Genomic DNA, 19,117 nt, shown 5'->3' with positions numbered 1-19,117 from the left:
CAATCCTAGGCGTAACGGGTATAGCGTGGGTTCTCGTGCATATAGTCATTATGGGTTGCGGCCGAACAGGGTCCTCGTTAGCGGAAGAATTTGAGGCACGGGGTCACTCCGTCGCCGTCATTGACCGCACGGGTGACGCTTTCCGCCGACTCCCCTCATCTTTCCAAGGTCAGAAGATCACCGGTATCGGCTTTGACCGCGAGACGCTCGTCTCCGCGGGGGTCGAGGATGCGTACGCGTTTGCCGCGGTTTCCGATGGTGACAACTCGAACATCCTCGCCGCGCGGGTAGTCCGCGAGACCTACGGGGTGGAGAACGTGGTCGCGCGAATTTCGGACTCCGGACGCGCCGATGTGTACCGCCGCCTGGGAATTCCGACCGTCGCACCAGTGCCGTGGACGACGTCTCAGATCGTGTCCCGCCTGCTCCCGGGAGTCACCGACGCTGAGTTTGTCGACCCTGCCGCTGGAGTGTCACTGCGCCGCCTCGCGCCGCATCAGAGCTGGGTGGGCCACTCGCTCACCTCGGTCGAGGAGGCTTCCGGTTGTCGAGTCGCTTACGTCGTGCGGTTTGGCGAAGCAACCCTTCCAGACGTCGAATCGCTCCTGCAATCCGGCGATGAGGTGTACTTCATCGTTCCGGACGCTGTGACCAAGGACGCCGAGCGCGTCTTGGCACGTCCTAGGACGGTGAAGGCGTGAAGGTTCTCATCGCTGGAGCAGGCTCCGTTGGCCGCTCGATCGCACGCGATCTCCTGGAGCACGGACACGAGGTTCTCCTTATGGACCACTCACCCAGCGCCATGCGAGTCGCCCAAGTGGCGGAGGCGGATTGGATGCTCGCAGATGCGTGTGAGCTCACAGCGCTCCGTGAGGCAGCCGTGGAAACCATGGACGTTGTTGTGGCAGCGACAGGCGACGACAAGGCGAATCTAGTCATCTCGTTCCTCGCTAAGACCGAATTCGGGGTGCCGCGCACGGTTGCGCGCGTCAACAACCCGCGCAATGAGTGGATGTATGACACCCAATGGGGCGTCGATGTCGCGGTCTCAACTCCACGCATTATGACCGCCATGGTCGAAGAGGCAGTGGCAGTGGGCGACCTGGTCAAGGTCTTCACGTTCCACCAGTCGGGTGCATCAATCGTCGAGGTCACGCTGCCCCCGACGTCGCCCGTAGTAGGCGCGCTTGTCCGCGAGATTCAGTGGCCCGGTGAAATTGTGCTCTCGTGCATCATGCGTTCCGACCGCACAATCTCGCCCAGCCCGGAGGACACCCTCGAGGCTCGCGACGAGCTGCTATTCGTCATGTCTGCTGAGGCGGATCCTGAACTTCTTGCGGCCGTCCTACGGACCCCACCAGGAGCCACATCACCCACAGACTAAGGGCGAATAGCGGCACTCCCATCGCCAACTTGGCGGTTCCAAGAGCGGCGACGTTGTCGGACATGTAGAGAGGCACCTGCACCACTAAGCGAAGCAAGAAAGTCGCGGCGAGCACGGCGGTCGCGAATTGCATTCGTCGACGCAACGCGCGGTCCTTCCGCCACGACATGCCCAGGCCGCGTAGCAAACCCACTGCGATTCCCACGACGGGCCAGCCCACCACCATCGTGATCAGCACAGCGGCAAGATACGCGGCGTTGATCCACAGTCCTGGCAGAAAGTACTCCCCCGCATCACCGGCACGCCACGCCCAGATGGCGCCCAGTGCTACACCGAGAACCCCAGAGAGCGCCTGGGTGACAGGGGTGCGCTGAATGAGGCGCGCCGCGACCATTGCCACCACGACGACGACTGAGGCGATGACGGGCACCTGGAAGCCGCCCACGGTGATGTAGGCCACCACGAAGACGAGGCCAGGAAGAATTGACTCGACGAAGCCGCGTGGGCCGCCGATGGCCGCGGCGAAGGAAAAGTCCTCGCCGCCAAGCAATTGCGCACCGCGTGCGGCAGTCGCCGCCGCACCGCCAGTCTCAGAGGGTTCACTCGCTTCGGTCTGATCGCTCACGCGCTGGCCACCAATTCGTAGCGGGGGTTGTACATGAGGGGAACCGCAATCGCCTCGCAAATCCGGCCCTCAAGAACGACGCGGCGACCTGGCTCAATGCCCGCAATCGCGCGGCGACCCTGGAAAATCGCGTCGAGACGTCCCGACTGATCCTCGATGCGGGCGGTGAGTCGAGGCGCAGCGTCGGAGGGCTCTACCTGAACCCACACAATCCGACCGGCAACCCTGGCGTACGTGCGGGGTTGCGCCTCAGAAATAGGCGAAAGCGCGGTGGGTATCTGTGTCATCGCAGGACCTAAGACGCGGAGGCGTCGCTGGCCGCGCCACTGTGTTGAGGATCGGTGGTACCGCCTGTCGAACCGAATCCACCCTCACCCCGGTGAGTGCCTGGCAGTCGCTCAACTTCCACGAAGGCGGCTCGCTCCACGCGTTGGATCACTAGTTGCGCAATCCGATCCCCCTTGGCAAATGTCATCGTCTCGGTCGCGTCGGTATTGAGAAGCGTGACCGCAATCTCACCCCGATAGGCAGCGTCGACCGTTCCCGGCGCATTCACCACGGTGATGCCGTGCTTTGCGGCGAGTCCCGATCGGGGATGGACAAGTGCCACGTATCCGTCGGGAAGAGCGATCTTGATGCCTGTGGGCACCGTCGCCCGTTCTCCCGGCGCGAGTGTCACGTCGATCCGCGTCGTAATGTCCGCGCCCGCGTCGCCGGGATGGGCGTACGCGGGCAGCGGCACGTCAGGAGATGTCGTGCTGATCAGCACGTCAAGCGTCGTCATCACGTTCGCCCTTAGGCGGCGCACTCCGAGCAGATGGGCTGGTCATTCTTAAACTCAGCAAGCTGACTGCGGTGGTGAACGAGGAAGCAAGACATGCACGTAAATTCATCCTGCTGGGGCGGGAGAACGCGAACGCTCAGCTCCTCGCCCGACAGGTCTGCACCCGGGAGTTCGAATCCCTCAGCGGCTTCCGCCTCGTCTTCATCCACCACTCCAGATGACTTGTCGGCACGGCGTGCCTTCAACTCCTCGATCGAGTCTGCGGAGATCTCGTCGTCCGTCTTACGTGGTGCGTCATAGTCCGTTGCCATGCGGCGGTCTTCCCTTCACGAAAAGTACTGGTGAGTACTCAATGCGCCTGCGGTTAAATTTGTTCCCCAGGCGCACGCATTGTGCCTGAAAAATCGGCGGAATGCGACTCGACGCGCGCTATCACGGCCATGAGTCCTCCGCGCCGGCCTCAATTAGAGCATCCCGAAGAGCCCCCCAAGTGCCAGGAACCGCCGCGATCAGCAACCGCTCGCTGGCGGGCCCACCATCGATTCCAGACACTCTTAGACCAGCCTCCGTGGCAATCAAAGCACCGGCAGCAAAGTCCCAAGCGTTGAGTCCATGCTCGTAATAGGCATCAACCTGACCGGCAGCCGCGAGGCAAAGATCCACCGACGCCGCGCCAAGGCGGCGAATGTCCCGCACCCGAGCGAGCATCTGGGTAGCGATCTGTCCCTGCCGCACGCGTCGCTCCGCTACGTACTGAAAACCCGTAGCCAGAAGTGTGCCCCCCAAATCAGGTCCGGTGGTGCGCACCAGTAGCTCATCGTCACGGGTGGCTCCCCTGTCCCGGGCAGCGGACCACAGCACGCCGGAACCGTCGTACACGGCGCCAACCAGCGGGGTCCACTCACCAGTGCGTGGTGGACCCGCGACGGCCGCAACGGACACGCCGTAGTGCGGGAGGCCGTAGAGATAGTTAACAGTGCCATCGATCGGATCGAGCACCCACGTCACGCCCGACGTCCCCACTACGTCGTCACCCTCCTCGCCCAGAATCCCGTCCTGGGGGCGAAGTTCCGCAATCCTTGAACGGAGATGCTGCTCGGCGGCGATGTCGTTCTGAGTCACCACGTCCTCAGCGCTGGACTTCGTAGCCGCGACCCTGGCGTCGCGCAGAGACGCGACCACCTGCTCCCCGGTCTCACGCGCCAGGACGCGCGCGATGTCGAGTAGCGCATCGATGTCGTGCGTTGAAATCGCCATCATGGCACCCATGGTGCCCCAATTTGCGCCCGATGGTGGGTTCAGAGGAGACGTGGGCGCCACTCAGGTGCTGCTTCAGCGTGGCGTGACGCGCGATAAGCGGCCCGGCGTGGCACGCTGGGCACATGACACGCTTGTCTTTGGTGGGCCCAGCCGATGATGGTGAAAACCTCATCGTTACTTCCGAATCCGGGGAACGGTACACGTTGCCGATCTCGGACGAACTTCGTCGCGCCATTCGGCATGCGAGGGCGACTACCCCAGTCAACGCCGCGCCCGCGCCTGCCTCGTCAGGACTGAGTCCCAAGGAGATTCAACAGCGCATCCGTGCAGGACTGAATGCCGCCGAACTCGCGGAGATCACCGGCGAGGACGTGCGCTCGTTTGAGAAGTACGAAGTACCGGTCATCGCAGAACGCTCCTACATCGCGGACCTCGCTCGCGGCACACGCATCGGCCGCGACGTGGGCTCACCCGTGCTGGGCGACCTGGTTGCCGACAGGCTGGCGTCGCGAGGCGTAGACACGGAGAGCATCTTGTGGGACGCATGGCGTGAGATAGATGAGCCGTGGCAGGTGGCGGCAGACTATGTCGCTGGTGGACGCAACGTGCGCGCCCGGTGGACTTTCGATCACAGCGCACGCGCCGTCACCGCTGAGGATGATGAGGCCCGCTGGCTCACCGAGACCGAGCTCCTGGATGTCCCCATCCCCAAGCGACACCTGAGCGCCGTTCGTGGCGAGGAAGCCGAGACCGGACCGCTCAATGAGACCCGTCCACCTGCGGTGACCGCTCTGCCCGACCAAACTCAGGGTGGCTTCCACCTCGACAACGACGATTTTGACGATGACGACACCCCAGTGCCCGCCGCGGGTGGCGAGGCCGAGCGCGACTTCGAGGTCAACCCCACAGAGGCGCTGCTCGAGGACCTACAAGGCAAACGCGGCACCCGTGAGACTGTCGACGAGGACGATGTTGACGAGCACGACGAGGATGGTGGCTTCGAGGGTTTTGGCCCGGCGGCCAAGGCACGTAGCGCCGACGTGGGATTCAGTTCCGCCGGCCAGACGATGCCGCACCCGGCTGGGTCAGCACGCCGCGACGACGCTTCCTCACAGGTGGGCAAGTCGCCTGCCATCGAGCGCAACGTGAACCCCGAAACGGGCGAGAGGCGTCCCCCTAAGAAGGGCCGCGCATCGGTTCCCAGTTGGGACGAGATTGTCTTTGGCGCCAAGAACGACGAGCCGCCACGCGACTAGTAGTCCTGCACCTCAACCTCTCCCCATGCCCCTGAACCATCACGGTGTCGACGACTCCGTCCTGCGCGCGGAGGACGTCAGTTTTTTCCGTGGCAGCCGCACCATCCTCGACTCCGTCGATCTCACCGTGCACCGTGGAGAGCGATGGGCGCTGATTGGCCCCAACGGCGCAGGAAAGTCGACCCTGATTTCACTACTGGCCGCGGTCAGTCATCCAAGCCGTGGGTCAGTCAGCGTCCTGGGTTACCGCCTCGGCCGAGTTGACATGCGAGAACTCCGTAGCCACATCGGACTCGTGGTGGCTCGTCACCCACTGTCGCGTGATTTGCCAGCGCGCGATGTGGTGCTCACCGGGGTTACCGGCTCAATAGAGCTCATCCCCCGTTGGGAACCCACACCGGCTCAGCAAGTCCGGGCAGACGAGTTGCTCAACCTGGTCGGAATCACGCAGGCACGCGTGCTGCGCTGGGCCACAATGTCGCAGGGTGAACGAGGTCGTGTCCTGATTGCTCGGGCGCTGATGAACGACCCCGCGTTGCTACTGCTGGACGAGGCAACGACCGGGCTCGACGTGGCAGCGCGCGAGCAACTGCTGGCGACGCTCAGCGACTTGGCGGCGACGCATCCTCACATGGCGACGGTCACCGTCACCCACCACTTCGAGGAGCTACCGGCGTCCACTACCCACGCAGCGCTGCTTCGCGAGGGGTGCCTCCTTGTGCAGGGCGACGTGGAGACAGTCCTCACTACTGACAACGTGAGTCGCTGTTTTGATCACCCTATCCAGGTCTCGCGCAGCGGCGGTCGTTGGACGGCGCGTTCCACGTAGTTCGCGTGCGCTTTCCGACCTCGAAGCGTCGGAGCTGGCTCTACCCGCCTACCGCGGCGAGCAGAGGAACCTGGAGTTCCTCGGGTGTCAGCGAACCATGCACCCCAATTAGTGCCATTGACCGCTCGGACTGAGAACGCGAATCGACCACGGTTGCTCGTCCTGCCATGGCCACGACGACGTCGCCGATGCGGCCCGAAACCTCGGGAAGGATCTCTCCAAAGAGGCCACCGGCATCGGCGTCTGCTTTGGTGACAACGGCAGCATGCTTACCCAAGACGTTCCGCCAGCGCTCTACGACTTCTTCCGCGTTCACACTCTCGTCAAGATGAAGATGCAGGGCGCGGGGCTCCCCCGCCGTAAGGCGTACGCCCTCGAGGAGCCCGGGGTGCTCTCCGGCATCCCACCGCGGTGCGCCGGTGACATCGATCATGCCATGGTCGGCCGTCACGACCATGGCCGTGCCGCGAGGAAGTTGGGAGGCGAGCCGGCGCAGTTCTCGGTCGGCGTCCTCCAGCGCGGCCACCCATTCCTGGCTCTCCCAGCCGTAGCGGTGACCCGCGGCATCTATCTCTCCCCAGTAGCAGTACGACACCCCGGACTGGCGGGCCGCACCAAGCGCGACATCTATGCGCTCGGCGAGACTCTCGGCGCCCACGAACTGCCCACCGCGCAACACGGCCTGAGTCAATCCTGATCCCGCGAAGCGGCGCTTGCCAAGCGTCGTGATGGTGAAGCCGTCCGCAGCGGCCTGCTCGAGCAGCGAAGGCTGACGCTGCCATTCCTCGGGTGCCTCGGCGTTCTCCCAGGAGATAAGATTCGCGACCTTGCCGGTGCCGGGGTTCATGGCGGTGTAGCCCGTCATCCCGGTGCGCCCTGACGGCTGTCCGGTGCCGAACATCGCCAGCGAGGCAGCTGTCGTGGTCGGATACCCCGCTGTCACGACGCCGGATTCGATAGAACGCAAAAACGGTGCATGCCCGCGACGCGCATCGAGCTGGAGGTGCCCCAGCCCGTCGAGCAGCACCACCACGACGTGGCGTACGCGTGGCAGGCCCAGCCGTTGCCTGTCGGACTCCGCATTGCGCCAATTAACCACGTGACCTGCGCCCACCGCGGCGAGCGCCGCGGGGAGGACCGCCCCCAAGTCCTTGCGTCCGTAATGGGGAAGGCTGAGCCCGGCAGCACCGAGGTGCTGGGCGAGCGTCACGCAGGCGCCCCGATGGCCTGCTGAAGGGTCGAGGCAAATCGTTCGAGTGCGTGAACCGTGTCGACCCCGTCTGCAATGGCGCTGACGCGCACCAACGTGTCGTCGCCTGTGATGCCGCCCGTATAACCATGGTCGGCATCGCAGTTCTCGTCGCCACACGTGGCGGGCTCGAGCTCGATGCGCGAGTGGATGCCCCATCCCACTGCGAGCACCAACTCTGAAGGGCCGTCGCCCTCACGGAAGTTTTCCGGGTGGTGCACCACATGTGTCATCGCCATGTTCGAGATCCTTGACAGGAATGCGGTTTCGACTGTCGCCGACGCCTCGTGTGCGCCCTCGCCCGAGTGCCCCGCGCCATCGTCCATGTGAACGCGCAGCAGGCGCGTGTCGGTGATGACCAGTACCGTCATGTGCCGACGCACCTCGCGGTCGTCAAACGTCGTCTCCGCGTGCACAAAGTGAGCTCGCACGGATTCTGCACCGATGGCACTCTTGAGAACGGACGATGCGAGGGCTGGGTAGTACCCGGCAACGGCAACTGCTTGGTCAAGCGTCTGAGACATGCCACTAGTGTTCCACCTTCCGACTCGCCGTGGGGACTGCACTGCAGTGAGGCTCGCTCGCCGCGTGGCGGCACCGCGACCCCGCCCAGGCGCGAGACAATACGTGCAGTTCATTAGACCCAAGCAGTTCCTGAGGAGTGAGATGACCGACGCGTCGGACTCGCAGATCGTCGATATTGATGTCAGCGCCGAGATGGAGGCTTCGTTTCTGGAGTACGCCTACTCGGTGATCTACTCGCGCGCGCTTCCCGATGCGCGTGACGGCCTCAAGCCCGTGCAGCGACGGATCGTCTACATGATGCAGGACATGGGACTGCGCCCCGAGCGCAGTTATGTGAAGTCCGCGCGTGTGGTTGGCGAGGTCATGGGAAAGCTCCACCCCCACGGCGACTCGGCCATCTACGACGCCCTGGTGCGCATGGCCCAGAACTTTTCCTTGCGCCTGCCGCTCGTTGACGGTCACGGCAACTTCGGTTCACTCGACGACGGCCCCGCTGCTGCTCGATACACCGAGGCACGCCTGGCAAAGGCCTCAATGGCACTCACCGCGGACCTGGGTGAGGACGTTGTCGACTTTGTCCCCAATTACGACAACAAGTTGCAGCAGCCTGAAGTGCTGCCCGCAGCCATCCCCAACTTGCTGGTCAACGGCGCATCGGGAATCGCCGTGGGTATGGCCACGAACATGGCCCCGCACAACCTGATCGAAGTCATCGCCGCCGCGCGCCACCTGCTCGCCAACCCCAAGGCCGACCTCGACGAACTGATGCGCTTTGTGCCTGGCCCGGACCTGCCGTCCGGCGGCAAGATCGTGGGCTTGGAGGGAGTGCGTCAGGCCTACGAGACCGGTAAGGGTGCGTTTAAGACCCGCGCCACCACCCGGATCGAGAAGGTCACGGCCAAGCGCCAGGGAATCGTCGTCACCGAGCTGCCGTACCTCGTGGGCCCCGAGAAAGTCATCGAGAAGATCAAGGATGGCGTCTCCAACAAGAAGTTGGACGGCATCAGCGCAGTCACAGACCTCACCGATCGCCACCACGGCCTACGTCTGGTAATCGAAATCAAGAACGGCTTCAATCCCGAGGCAGTGCTGGAGAAGCTGTACCGGTATACCCCGCTCGAGGAGTCCTTCTCCATCAACAACGTCGCACTGGTCGACGGCGAGCCCCGCACTATGGGCCTCAAGGAAATGCTTGCCGTGTGGGTGGGTCACCGGATCAATGTGGTCACGCGCCGCTCCAAGCACCGCCTGCAGGCACGACTCGATCGCCTGCATCTTGTCGACGGCCTGTTGGTCGCGATCCTCGACATCGACGACGTCATTCAGATCATTCGGTCCTCGGAGGAGGTCGCTGAGGCACGCACGCGCCTCATGACGGCGTTCGATCTGTCGGAGATCCAGGCCGAGTACATTCTGGAACTGCGCCTGCGCCGCTTGACCAAGTTCTCCAAACTCGAATTGGAAGAGGAGAAGGCCAAGCTGCTCGCCGAGATCGCCGAGCTCGAGGAGATCCTGTCCTCCCCCACCACCCTGCGCGCTGTGGTCGGCGCCGAGATGGACGTTGCCGCTGCCGAGTACGGCACCCCGCGCCGGACCATTCTGCTGGCCGATGCTGGCGCACCGGCGTCACTCGGCGCAGTCGGTACGGGCACCTCTTCGCGTAGCGCCGCCATCCCGATGGAGATCGAGGACACGGCATGCTTTGCGCTGCTCTCCGTCACCGGCCTCGTGGCACGCACTGCAGACGACTCCCCCGTCCCCACCGAGGGAAGACGCAGCTCGCACGACGTGATTCGAGCCATGATTCCCGCCTCGGCACGTGCCGATGTGGGCGTCGTGACCACACTGGGTCGCATCGTCCGCCTGTCGTTGCTCGATGTGCCCGCACTCGCGCCGTCGTCCGAGCCACCTTCGCTGGGCGGAGGGGTACCGCTCGCGGAACTTGTCACCCTAGAGCGTGGAGAGGAACCGCTGTCCATCGTTCCGCTGACCGGCGACCGGCCGCTCACGCTTGGCACCGCGCAGGGTGTCGTCAAACGCGTCGCCCCAGGGGATGCTCCCCACAAGGATTCATGGGAGGTCATCTCGCTTAAGGAGGGAGACACGGTCGTGGGCGCGGTACTCGCGGCCGATGCCGACTCGCTCGTGTTCGTGACTGATGACGCTCAACTCCTGCACTTCGCTGCCTCGCTCGTGCGTCCACAGGGGCGTGCCGGTGGTGGCGTGGCCGGCATCAAGCTGAGTGCAGGAGCCAAGGTCACTTACTTTGGGGTCGTTACCGCCGATGCCGCCCAGGGTGACGATCCGACGGCGCCAGTGGTCGTTACTATCGCCGGGCCATCCACCGCCCTCCCTGGAACCACCCCTGGCACGGCCAAGGTCACTCCGTTTGCCGAGTACCCCTCTAAGGGACGGGCCACCGGCGGGGTGCGTGCGCACCGCTTTGTCCGCGGCGAGGACGCGTTGCTGTCCGCCTGGGTAGGAACGGGCCCCGCTCGCGCGAGTTCCGGCGCTGGCCAGTCGATCGACCTACCCGAGGAGTTTGGGCGTCGCGATGGATCCGGTACCCGGATTAGCGCGCCGGTTCACGGCATCGGCTGAACCTGGCCTTCGTCGCCTCAAGATTGAGCGGTGGTCAACTGCGCGATGCGTGTGAAGACTACGGACTCCCATTTGCGCGCACGGCGCCGGGCCTCCATGACGACCCACGCTGCCATGCCGAACAGCGCGAAGAAGACGATTGCAACGCCGGTCCAGCCAAGGATCAACGCGATCGCCGCGATGGCAGGCGCGAACATAATCGCACCTGCGGTCGCAGCATAGGAACGCAGGTACCCATGCATGAGCCCCAACGCCAAAAGGTCAGTCGCGGCCATGATCACTCGAGCATCGTCGAGAGACATCTCCTTCGGTCCACCCGAACTCTTGCCAACGTCGGGAAGGCTGGGGTCTATCTCGCGGTATCGATGCGATGCCATGACTGCTCCGTTCTAGAAAATGCCCATTCGGGGTCGGTGAGCAACTTGGCTACGACTAATCCCACCATGATTGAAAGAACGACAAGGCTCACCAACAATATTCCAGCCACTGAGGTCGCGTAGTCTCCGCGATTGAGGCTTACCACTGCCTCGTGGGCGGTCACTCCTGGCACCATGACGAGCACGGCGGGGACTGAGAGCGTAATCACCGGATAGCGCCCGCCACGGGCCGCAAAGGCGGCTAGAACGCCCACCACAATGCATGCGACCGCCGTTGCCGTCTGAATGGCGATGCCCTGATCAATCGCATACATGCGGCCGGCATTGGCGACCATGCCAATCGCAGCGGCTGAGAATGCCAACCGCCAGGGGCTATTGAACATGAGAGCAAACCCCAAGACACCTACCGCTGTACCACCGGCCCACATTCCGATATCTGCCGCGACTGGCAACTCATTCACCGCCCGCTCGCTAATCTGTAGCGTTCCGAGCAGCGAGACAGCAAAGACGCTCACCGTTGCGCCCAGCGTGATCATGGTGCCAAACGCCACCCGAGATAGCCCCGCGGTGATGTCCATCTTCGCCATGTCGAGGGCGCCCGTAATGAGTGCGAATCCCGGCAAAAGAAACAGGACTGCAGAGATATAGCCCGCCGCATGTGTCGCAACCTGCACTCCCGTCACGTTGAGGATCGCCATGCCCGCCATGTAAATGCTTGTCGCGACGGCCGCGGCGACCATCGTCACACCAAAGATGTTGAAGTGGCGGATCATCAAGAGTCGACGCACGTACTGTCCGACCCCGGCGGCAAGAAACACGGCGACGATCTCGAGTAAAAGAGCGTGGTTCAGTAGGGCAAAGCCGCCACAGGCTGCGCCTGCAAAGGCTGCGTTGGCGAACGGTGGGTAGCGCGGACGCTTCGCCTCAATCTGATCTAGCGTCCGGTGTACTTCCTCCGGGGTGGTGTGCTCCGGCATCGTCCTGCGCATCCGGTCAAGTGCCACAATGCGGTCCGTGTTGACGGAAAAGACACTGTTGGTGACGATCTCGGTGCGGAAGATGCGGCCGCGCCGGGAGGTCGCGGTGATGTCAGTGAGGGATACCTGCGCACTGTGGGCATCCACGCCCAACGAACGTGCTACGGCGTGCATCGCCTGCGCGACCCTATAGCTCGCGGTGCCAGCCCCAAGCATGAGCCTGCCGGTACGCATGATTGCACCTGACTGCTCGATGAGCTGGACTGGCTCCATGGCCTCCTCATCAGCGCTCACCGGACGGACTGATTCTTCATTGGGGACATCGCCTGGTTCGCTCACTCCCCCATTGTGTCGCACCACACGGCAACATTGCCGCTATTCCATCTGAGCGAACACGATCACATTGTCGTAGAAGTGGCCCGACGACTCGTTGACGTCTCCACCACACGTGATCAAGCGCAACTCTGGTGTGGCGGTGTTGCCGTAGACCTCAAGTGTTGGGAAGTCATCCTTGGCATGCTGCTCGACGCGCGTCACCCGAAAGTTCACTTCGGACCCATCCTCTTGGGTGACGGTGATCTTGTCGCCTGCGACGATCTCGCTCAGGTGAAAGAACACCGACGGGCCGCCTCCGTAACTGACGTGCCCTGCAATGACCGCTGGACCAACTGCACCTGGCTTGGGGCCGCCGTTGTACCAACCCGCTAGGTCGGTGTCGACCGGCGTAGCCAACGAACCGTCGTCCAGCAGGCCCAGCGTTTCCAGGTCAGTGGAGATTCCTACTGAGGACACTGTCAATTCTGCTGGCTGTGCTTGAGGAGGCCGCGTCATCGCGGGCTCGACACGTCCGGTGAGGTCGACAGGCACGGGCGTCGCCGTTGGTGAAGTAGCTGACGCAGGGTCCGAAGCGCTCGTTGATGGGGTGCTGGCAGGTTGGCTTGTAGGGGGCGTCGGTTGAGAGCTTGCCTGCGCCAGCGATGCGGGCACCACGGGGCGCATGGAGTTCCACGCGAGAAGCCCGAACACTAGTGCGACCACCACGAATGCGGCGACTATCCACCACGTGCGACCGTTCTGCAGGAGGTGGTTCTTGATGGGAGTGGCGTTCGTGTTCGACATGAGTGCTGCCTCGCTTCCTTGGTGGTGAGACTGGCGCAGGGCCGGACCGACTTCTCGGCCCGGCCCTGCGCTAGCGAGCGTGTAGGAAGACGAGTGGCCCTCCCCGTTGCGCTGGTGCTACTTGGTGGCCGCGCGGCGACGGTTGGTGAGGACAAGTCCTCCGGCTGCCGCGAGCGAAGCGAGAGCGACCGATCCGTAGATCACTGCCGTCGAGGTGTCACCCATGGCGTTTCCGGTCTCGACACCGCCGGCAGGCATAGCCTCGGTCTGTGCGTCGCCGAGTGCGCCACAAGCGGCCGGGATGGTTGCCTCGAGCGGAAGATCCTCGGACAGCGAGCTCTTGACGTCACCGTCGTAGGTACCCGAGCCATCGAGGTCGATGCCGTGGTCAACGATGTGCAGGTTGGCCATCTGGTCCGCGACATCTTGAGTCACCGTAAAGGTGCGGTTGTACTCAAGGTTGCCGTCGGCATCCGCCGTGGGGAACCTATCCACGGCAAGAGCCGAGTCGGGGGTGGTGTCGCCTTCCGTGGTCAGCGCGATAAGCACGCCGCCGTAGAGCGGTGCTGCCTCGAGCGTGTTCAGCAGCCCGTCGCCGTCCTTGTCTAGCTCCTTCACGTCGGCGTCAGTCGGGCACACAAAATCCTTACCCGACACGTCACCGTGGAGGTGCTGGGCGTGGGGGGCATTGGGTGTAAAGCCAGTGCCCGAGATGTTGACGGTCACTTCCGTGCCTTCAACCTTGACTTGCGCGGTTCCGGAGGCGCCCGAGCCGTTCAGTTCGGACATGCTGCCATCGTATGTTCCGTCAGCTGCCATCGCCATCGAAGCCGGGCCTGCAACGAGCAGACCGGTGGCGGCGAGGAGCATTGAGGTGCGGAGAATCTTCATGATTGCCTTTCCGTTGCACTACTGGTGGATGACCGTTGTCGGTCCTGCCACGGAACTGCTTCCCCGCGAATGCGATCTGCATTCACCGTGAAGCGGTTCCACCAGGAGTTCGCCCGGAAGAGACGTTTGGATTGGTCGAACTGTGGACTACATGTCGATGCGGTTGGTATCTAGGTTCGCGGCCCCAGCAACAATGAAGTCCTTACGAGGCGCGACGTCGTTGCCCATGAGCAACTCAAATACCCGTTCTGCGCCCTCAGCATCATGCGCCGTGATCTTGCGCAGCATGCGGTGCTGGGGGTCCATAGTGGTCTCGGCCAGCTGGTCCGCATCCATCTCACCCAGACCCTTGTATCGCTGAATGTCTTCCTTGAATTTGCGACCCTTGCGGCGCAGATCGCTCAAAGTCTCAACGAGTTCTTTCTCCGAATACGTGTAGATGTACTCCTTCTCGCGCCGCGCGCTACCCATGACCTCAATGCGGTGCAGCGGCGGCACGGCGGCGTACACGCGGCCGGCGTCCACCATGGGGCGCATGTAGCGGAAGAACAGTGTCAGCAGCAACGTCCGAATGTGCGCACCGTCCACGTCGGCGTCCGTCATGAGGATGATCTTGCCGTAGCGAGCCGCCGGGATGTCGAACGTGCGTCCCGAACCAGCGCCAATGACCTGGATGATCGACGCACACTCAGCGTTGTGCAGCATGTCGGTGACGGAAGCCTTCTGCACGTTGAGGATCTTGCCGCGGATGGGCAATAGCGCCTGGAAGTCGGACTGGCGCGCGAGCTTGGCCGTGCCGAGTGCGGAGTCCCCCTCGACGATGAACAATTCGCTGGTCTCCACGTCGTTACTGCGGCAGTCCGCGAGCTTGGAGGGCAGCGATGAGGTCTCGAGCGCGTTCTTGCGGCGTGATATCTCCTTCTGCTTACGCGCGGCGACGCGGGCACGCATCTCGGAGATGATCTTTTCCATCACGTTCGTCGATTGAGTCTTGAGGTCGCGCTTGGGAGACGTGAGCAGCGCGTGCAACTCCTTCTCCACGACCTTGGCAACGATGCCCCGCACGGGGCCCGTACCCAGGACCTCCTTGGTCTGACCCTCGAACTGAGGTTCAGCGATCCGAACGGTCACCACTGCCGTTAAACCGGCCATGATGTCGTCCTTCTCGATCTTCTCCGCGCCATCCTTGCCAGTCAGCTTGAGGCGACGAGCGTTGGTGGAGATGGCGGAACGAAGTACCTTGGTGAGGCCGGCGTCGAAGCCTGCCTGGTGCGTGCCGCCCTTGGGCGTCGCGATGATGTTGACAAAGGAACGTACCTCGGTCTCATAGCCGTTTCCCCATCGCAATGCGACGTCCACCTGGCAGTCGCGTTGCACCTCCTCGGAGATCAGCTGTCCGTTGGCCTTGAGGACTGGCACGGTTTCCACGTAGGTGCCGGTTCCGGTGAGCTCCCAGGTGTCGGTGACCGGGGCATCGTGCGCGATGAAGTCGACAAAGTCGCGCGGGCCACCTTCGTAGCGAAAGCTCTCCTCGTTGGGCTCGAGGGGATTGCGCTGATCGCGCACGCTGAGCGTGAGCCCTGGGACCAGGAACGCCGTTTGGCGTGCTCGCACAATGAGGTCCTCGTAAGTGAAACTCGCGGACTTGTTGAAAATTTGACGGTCAGACCAGTAACGAATGCGAGTCCCGGTCTTTGCCTTGGCGACTTTGCCCGTGGTTTGCAGTTCGGAACCCGTAACAAACGGCTCGAAGTCAGCATCGGGGGTAGGACCGCTAGCGGGATCCTGAAAGTAGCCAGGCTCGCCGCGGCGGAAGCCCATGTGGTGCGTCTTGCCCCCACGGTCCACCCACACGTCCAGGCGCTCGCTGAGCGCATTCACGACCGAGGCTCCCACACCGTGCAGACCACCGGACGCGGCGTACGAGCCACCGCCAAACTTTCCCCCCGCGTGCAGCTTGGTCATCACGACCTCGAGACCGGTTAGCCCGGTCTTGGGTTCGATGTCGACGGGAATGCCGCGCCCGTTATCGCGCACTTCCACCGAGTCATCCGGGTGAAGGATGATCTCGATCTCATTGCCGAAGCCGCCGAGCGCCTCGTCGACAGAGTTGTCGATGATTTCCCAAAGGCAGTGCATGAGCCCACGCGAGTCGGTGGTGCCGATGTACATGCCGGGACGCTTGCGGACCGCCTCGAGTCCCTCGAGAACGGAAAGATGACGCGCTGAATAGTCTGATTGAGCCACGGACTACAGCGTAGTTTGTACGGGCGACATCGCCTTCATGCCGCGCCGCACTGGGCCGCTGTGACTCGCTACTGAGGGCCCTTACGCTTGCGCAACTGGGTCATCGCGATGTTGTCGTCCTTGACGAAGAAACCCAGGTCCTCGTACATCCGGCGACCCTGCGGGCTGGCATGCAGTTCGACCACCTCGATGCCGCGCTTGTCTGTCTCCTCAAGCAGTGCATCCATGACGGCGCGCGCATAGCCCTTGTACTGGTGCTGTGCGGACGTCGAGACCCACTGCACATAACCCATGTGGTGCGCAAGCATGCCCGGACGCGGCAGTCGCGGCGCGACATTGACGAGCCCACAGCACGCGAGGCCACCCTCCGGAGCGTCGATCACCATGCCGATGAGGTCGCCCCCAATACGCTCGGCCACAAGTTTGGTCGAGTCAACGGCCCACATGGGGGTGGGCGCGGCACCGACCGCCTTGTACATCAGGGCTCCGAGGTGGACGATCTCCGCAGCGTCGCTCGACGTCGCGGCACGCACGAGCGTCATGCTAGTTCCACACCACCGCGACAACGATGTTGGCGACGGTGAGGCCGCCTACCAGCCACCATGCAGTCTTGACGGACCCTGACTTCTTACTCGTGGCCTCGCAAATCGCGACGATTGCGAGTGCAATGATCAGCTTCACGGCAATCTTGACGTGGTCAGGTTCGTGGTCGCTGGCATAGGCGACGCCGACCAGGCCGAGACCGGTAATGAGCTGCGCGCGCGCTCCCCACACCATCGTCTTGGTGATGCTCTTGGTCTTGGCGGTCCACTGGCCGAGGAACGGCCCCAGGATTGCGGCCATGCCGATGAGGTGCAGGATGAGGAGGATATAGCGCAGGGCGTCCATGTGGTTCTTTCCTTAGGAAGTCGTTGGCCCGATGCTATCGCGGCTACCCGCCGAACTTCACGAGTACACGCGGTGCCGGGCCGTCGTGGCGGCGTACGATGGCGCTCGTGACAGTGCCGACCCCCGACGCTCCAGCCCGGCGGCTCACGTCCACCGCGCGTGGAGCGATGTACGTGATCACCGGAGCCGCACTGTTCGGCATTAACGGCTCGGTCGCGAAGGTTGTCATCGGCGCTGGCGTCAGCCCCTCCCAGTTGACGTTCTTCCGGGTGCTGTCAACAGTAATCATCGCCGGCGCGGTCCTGCTGGTCACGGATCGCGCTCAATTCCGCCCCACCAAGCGTCAGCTTCTGAACCTGGCCGCGCTCGGAATTGGCGGTCTCGCGATGATCCAGTGGCTGTACGCCATAGCCATCTCGATCCTGCCCGTGGGAGTCGCGCTGCTGATCGAGTACACGGCGGTGGTATTTGTTGCCCTCGCCGCTTGGCTCATTTTCAACGAACGTGTTCAACCACGGCTCTGGTTCGCTATAGGCGCCGTGCTGGTGGGACTCGCGATAGTCGCCCAGGTGTGGGACAGCAGCCTTGCGCTTCTAGGAGTGCTCGCGGCTTTCGGTGCCGCCATCACGTACGCCTTCTACTTCATCATGGGCGAGCGGGTGGTCGCCGCCATGGCACCCATGGCGGTCGCGTTCTGGGCCTCCGTGTTTGCGAGCGCGTTCTGGGGCCTGTTCTCCTCGTGGTGGACGCTCGATCCGGCGACGCTGACCGCCAATGTGTCGCTGTCGGGTGCGCTCGAATCGGTCGTCGTCCCCGTTTGGGTTCCCTTGCTCTTTGTGGTCACCCTTGGTGCCTTCGCGCCTTTCGTGTTGATCTTCTCCGCCCTCGGTCACCTGTCGGCCACCGCCGTAGGGATCCTTGCATCGTCTGAAGTGCTTTTCGCGTTCGTCGTGGCGTGGTTGTGGTTGGGCGAGACGCTGTCGACCCTCCAGGTGGGTGGCGCGACACTTGTGCTGGTAGGAATCGTGATTGCTCAAACAGCGCGCACACGCCCTGGCGATGACACTGTGCCGGATGCCGAAGAGGCAATCGTCGAGGTTCCTCCGGCCGTTCCTTAGCCGTTCCCCACGGTGACGGGAGTCGATGTCTCAGCCACCCCATCGGCCGATGCTGGGAAGATTTTTCGTGCGGCAAAGGTTTGACCTTGCAGGAGGAAAAATAATGGACAACATGAACACCACCTCATCGACACGCTCCACAGAAGCGACACTTACCAGTGCGGACACGGCGCGCCGCTGGACTGTACTGATTGGCGCCATCGTCGCGATCGCCGGCGCAGCATGGGGATCCGGCGCCTTTGGCGGCACCCCCATCCAGGACGCGGCAGGGGGCGCACTCGCTGCCGATGCGACGCTGCTCGCACCAGCATCGACAGCATTCTCCATCTGGTCGGTCATCTACTTAGGGCTAGTAGTCTTCGCGATCTTCCAGTTCCTACCAAGCCACGCGACTGATCCTCGTTTGCGCGCCACGTCATGGTGGGTCCTCGCCTCGATGTTGCTGAACGCCGTATGGATCGGCGTGATTCAGGCGGGCTGGCTGTGGGCATCCGTGGTGGTCATTGCTGTGCTGGCCGCGGTGCTCGCGGTGGCGGCTAAGCGCCTGGCAACGACTCCCCCGTCATCCTGGGCGGAGCGCCTGACCACCGACGTGCCGGTGGGCCTCTACCTCGGATGGGTCGTAGTCGCGACCCTCGCAGACATCACCGCCACGATCGCGAGCGGAATCGACGGGTTCGCTCCGGGAGACGGCGTGGGCATCGCCATCGCCGTCTTGGTCGTGGCAGCGGCGCTTGCGGTCGCGATCGTACGGGGGCTGCGGGCCTCCGCAGCACTGAGCATTGCCACCGGGGTCGCCATTGCCTGGGGACTGTGGTGGATTGCCAGCGGCCGGTTGACCGACTCCCCCGAGAGCGTGGCAGTGGGCTGGGCCGCGGGCCTTGCCGCCATCATCGCCCTGGCCACTCCGTTCGCGGTTCGCGACTGGTCGTACATCGGCCGCAAGGACCCCCTCGCGCCGCAATAGCCGGCTCGCGTACCGTGCTC

21 protein-coding genes are annotated in these 19,117 nt (G+C 63.5%); 7 read left to right on the top strand and 14 right to left on the bottom strand.

From position 1 onward, the window contains the following. Positions 1-35: 35 nt before the first annotated feature. The gene (locus AOP77_RS08745) at positions 36-701 is read left to right on the top strand and encodes a potassium channel family protein (RefSeq protein ID WP_152649844.1); all 666 of its coding nucleotides are present in this window, start codon (positions 36-38) and stop codon (positions 699-701) included. After that, positions 698-1,384 (top strand): potassium channel family protein, encoded by a 687-nt coding sequence (locus AOP77_RS08740; protein WP_062212473.1) that lies wholly within the window; start codon positions 698-700, stop codon positions 1,382-1,384. Before AOP77_RS08745 ends, AOP77_RS08740 begins: the two co-directional genes overlap by 4 nt. Here AOP77_RS08740 and AOP77_RS08735 read toward each other — a convergent pair. The 5 genes from AOP77_RS08735 to AOP77_RS08715 form a co-directional block, all read right to left on the bottom strand. Then, the gene (locus AOP77_RS08735; protein WP_062212470.1) at positions 1,305-2,009 is read right to left on the bottom strand and encodes a DUF3159 domain-containing protein; all 705 of its coding nucleotides are present in this window, start codon (positions 2,007-2,009) and stop codon (positions 1,305-1,307) included. The genes AOP77_RS08740 and AOP77_RS08735 overlap by 80 nt on opposite strands. Further along, positions 2,006-2,296, bottom strand: a complete 291-nt coding sequence (locus tag AOP77_RS12275) for an OB-fold nucleic acid binding domain-containing protein (RefSeq protein WP_062212468.1) — start codon at positions 2,294-2,296, stop codon at positions 2,006-2,008. Before AOP77_RS12275 ends, AOP77_RS08735 begins: the two co-directional genes overlap by 4 nt. Positions 2,297-2,304: 8 nt before the next feature. Next, positions 2,305-2,793, bottom strand: a complete 489-nt coding sequence (dut, locus tag AOP77_RS08725; RefSeq protein ID WP_062212462.1) for a dUTP diphosphatase — start codon at positions 2,791-2,793, stop codon at positions 2,305-2,307. Between the two features lie 11 nt (positions 2,794-2,804). After that, complete coding sequence (locus AOP77_RS08720; RefSeq protein WP_061965573.1) at positions 2,805-3,104, bottom strand: DUF4193 domain-containing protein; 300 nt, start codon at positions 3,102-3,104, stop codon at positions 2,805-2,807. Between the two features lie 121 nt (positions 3,105-3,225). Then, positions 3,226-4,053 (bottom strand): inositol monophosphatase family protein, encoded by an 828-nt coding sequence (locus AOP77_RS08715; protein WP_152649843.1) that lies wholly within the window; start codon positions 4,051-4,053, stop codon positions 3,226-3,228. A gap of 122 nt (positions 4,054-4,175) precedes the next feature. Here AOP77_RS08715 and sepH point away from each other — a divergent pair, with 122 nt between their 5' ends. Beyond that, entirely contained in the window at positions 4,176-5,309 is a 1,134-nt protein-coding gene (sepH, locus tag AOP77_RS08710; RefSeq protein WP_084622482.1) for a septation protein SepH, read from the top strand. Between the two features lie 25 nt (positions 5,310-5,334). Further along, positions 5,335-6,138, top strand: coding sequence for an ABC transporter ATP-binding protein (locus tag AOP77_RS08705; RefSeq protein WP_062212453.1), 804 nt, complete (start codon positions 5,335-5,337; stop codon positions 6,136-6,138). A gap of 40 nt (positions 6,139-6,178) precedes the next feature. Here AOP77_RS08705 and AOP77_RS08700 read toward each other — a convergent pair whose 3' ends face one another. Next, complete coding sequence (locus AOP77_RS08700; protein WP_062212452.1) at positions 6,179-7,348, bottom strand: alkaline phosphatase family protein; 1,170 nt, start codon at positions 7,346-7,348, stop codon at positions 6,179-6,181. Next, a complete protein-coding gene (locus tag AOP77_RS08695; RefSeq protein ID WP_062212450.1) occupies positions 7,345-7,911 on the bottom strand; it encodes a DUF5998 family protein in 567 nt (188 codons plus the stop codon). Before AOP77_RS08695 ends, AOP77_RS08700 begins: the two co-directional genes overlap by 4 nt. A gap of 142 nt (positions 7,912-8,053) precedes the next feature. Here AOP77_RS08695 and AOP77_RS08690 point away from each other — a divergent pair, with 142 nt between their 5' ends. After that, a complete protein-coding gene (locus AOP77_RS08690; protein WP_062212448.1) occupies positions 8,054-10,513 on the top strand; it encodes a DNA gyrase/topoisomerase IV subunit A in 2,460 nt (819 codons plus the stop codon). A gap of 17 nt (positions 10,514-10,530) precedes the next feature. Here AOP77_RS08690 and AOP77_RS08685 read toward each other — a convergent pair whose 3' ends face one another. The 7 genes from AOP77_RS08685 to AOP77_RS08655 all read right to left on the bottom strand — a co-directional run bounded on the left by AOP77_RS08685 (position 10,531) and on the right by AOP77_RS08655 (position 17,012). Then, complete coding sequence (locus AOP77_RS08685) at positions 10,531-10,890, bottom strand: hypothetical protein (protein ID WP_152649842.1); 360 nt, start codon at positions 10,888-10,890, stop codon at positions 10,531-10,533. After that, complete coding sequence (locus AOP77_RS08680) at positions 10,863-12,206, bottom strand: threonine/serine exporter family protein (RefSeq protein ID WP_152649841.1); 1,344 nt, start codon at positions 12,204-12,206, stop codon at positions 10,863-10,865. The genes AOP77_RS08685 and AOP77_RS08680 overlap by 28 nt, the downstream gene beginning before the upstream one ends. Positions 12,207-12,242: 36 nt before the next feature. Further along, entirely contained in the window at positions 12,243-12,986 is a 744-nt protein-coding gene (locus AOP77_RS08675) for a class F sortase (RefSeq protein WP_062212440.1), read from the bottom strand. A 117-nt stretch (positions 12,987-13,103) separates the two neighbouring features. After that, positions 13,104-13,877, bottom strand: a complete 774-nt coding sequence (locus AOP77_RS08670; RefSeq protein ID WP_152649840.1) for a hypothetical protein — start codon at positions 13,875-13,877, stop codon at positions 13,104-13,106. Positions 13,878-14,024: 147 nt separating this feature from the next. After that, positions 14,025-16,124: a DNA gyrase/topoisomerase IV subunit B gene (locus tag AOP77_RS08665; protein ID WP_062212437.1), complete on the bottom strand. Its 2,100-nt coding sequence runs from the start codon at positions 16,122-16,124 to the stop codon at positions 14,025-14,027. 68 nt (positions 16,125-16,192) lie between these two features. Then, entirely contained in the window at positions 16,193-16,666 is a 474-nt protein-coding gene (locus AOP77_RS08660) for a GNAT family N-acetyltransferase (RefSeq protein WP_062212433.1), read from the bottom strand. Between the two features lies 1 nt (position 16,667). Beyond that, complete coding sequence (locus tag AOP77_RS08655) at positions 16,668-17,012, bottom strand: hypothetical protein (protein ID WP_062212430.1); 345 nt, start codon at positions 17,010-17,012, stop codon at positions 16,668-16,670. Positions 17,013-17,119: 107 nt separating this feature from the next. Here AOP77_RS08655 and AOP77_RS08650 point away from each other — a divergent pair, with 107 nt between their 5' ends. Further along, a complete protein-coding gene (locus tag AOP77_RS08650; RefSeq protein ID WP_160300071.1) occupies positions 17,120-18,130 on the top strand; it encodes an EamA family transporter in 1,011 nt (336 codons plus the stop codon). A gap of 112 nt (positions 18,131-18,242) precedes the next feature. Further along, a complete protein-coding gene (locus AOP77_RS08645; protein ID WP_062212652.1) occupies positions 18,243-19,097 on the top strand; it encodes a TspO-related membrane protein in 855 nt (284 codons plus the stop codon). Positions 19,098-19,117 lie beyond the last annotated feature (20 nt).

The organism is Demequina oxidasica (assembly GCF_000975115.1).
Lineage (GTDB): Bacteria > Actinomycetota > Actinomycetes > Actinomycetales > Demequinaceae > Demequina > Demequina oxidasica.
This window is presented reverse-complemented; position numbering and strand designations above follow the sequence as displayed.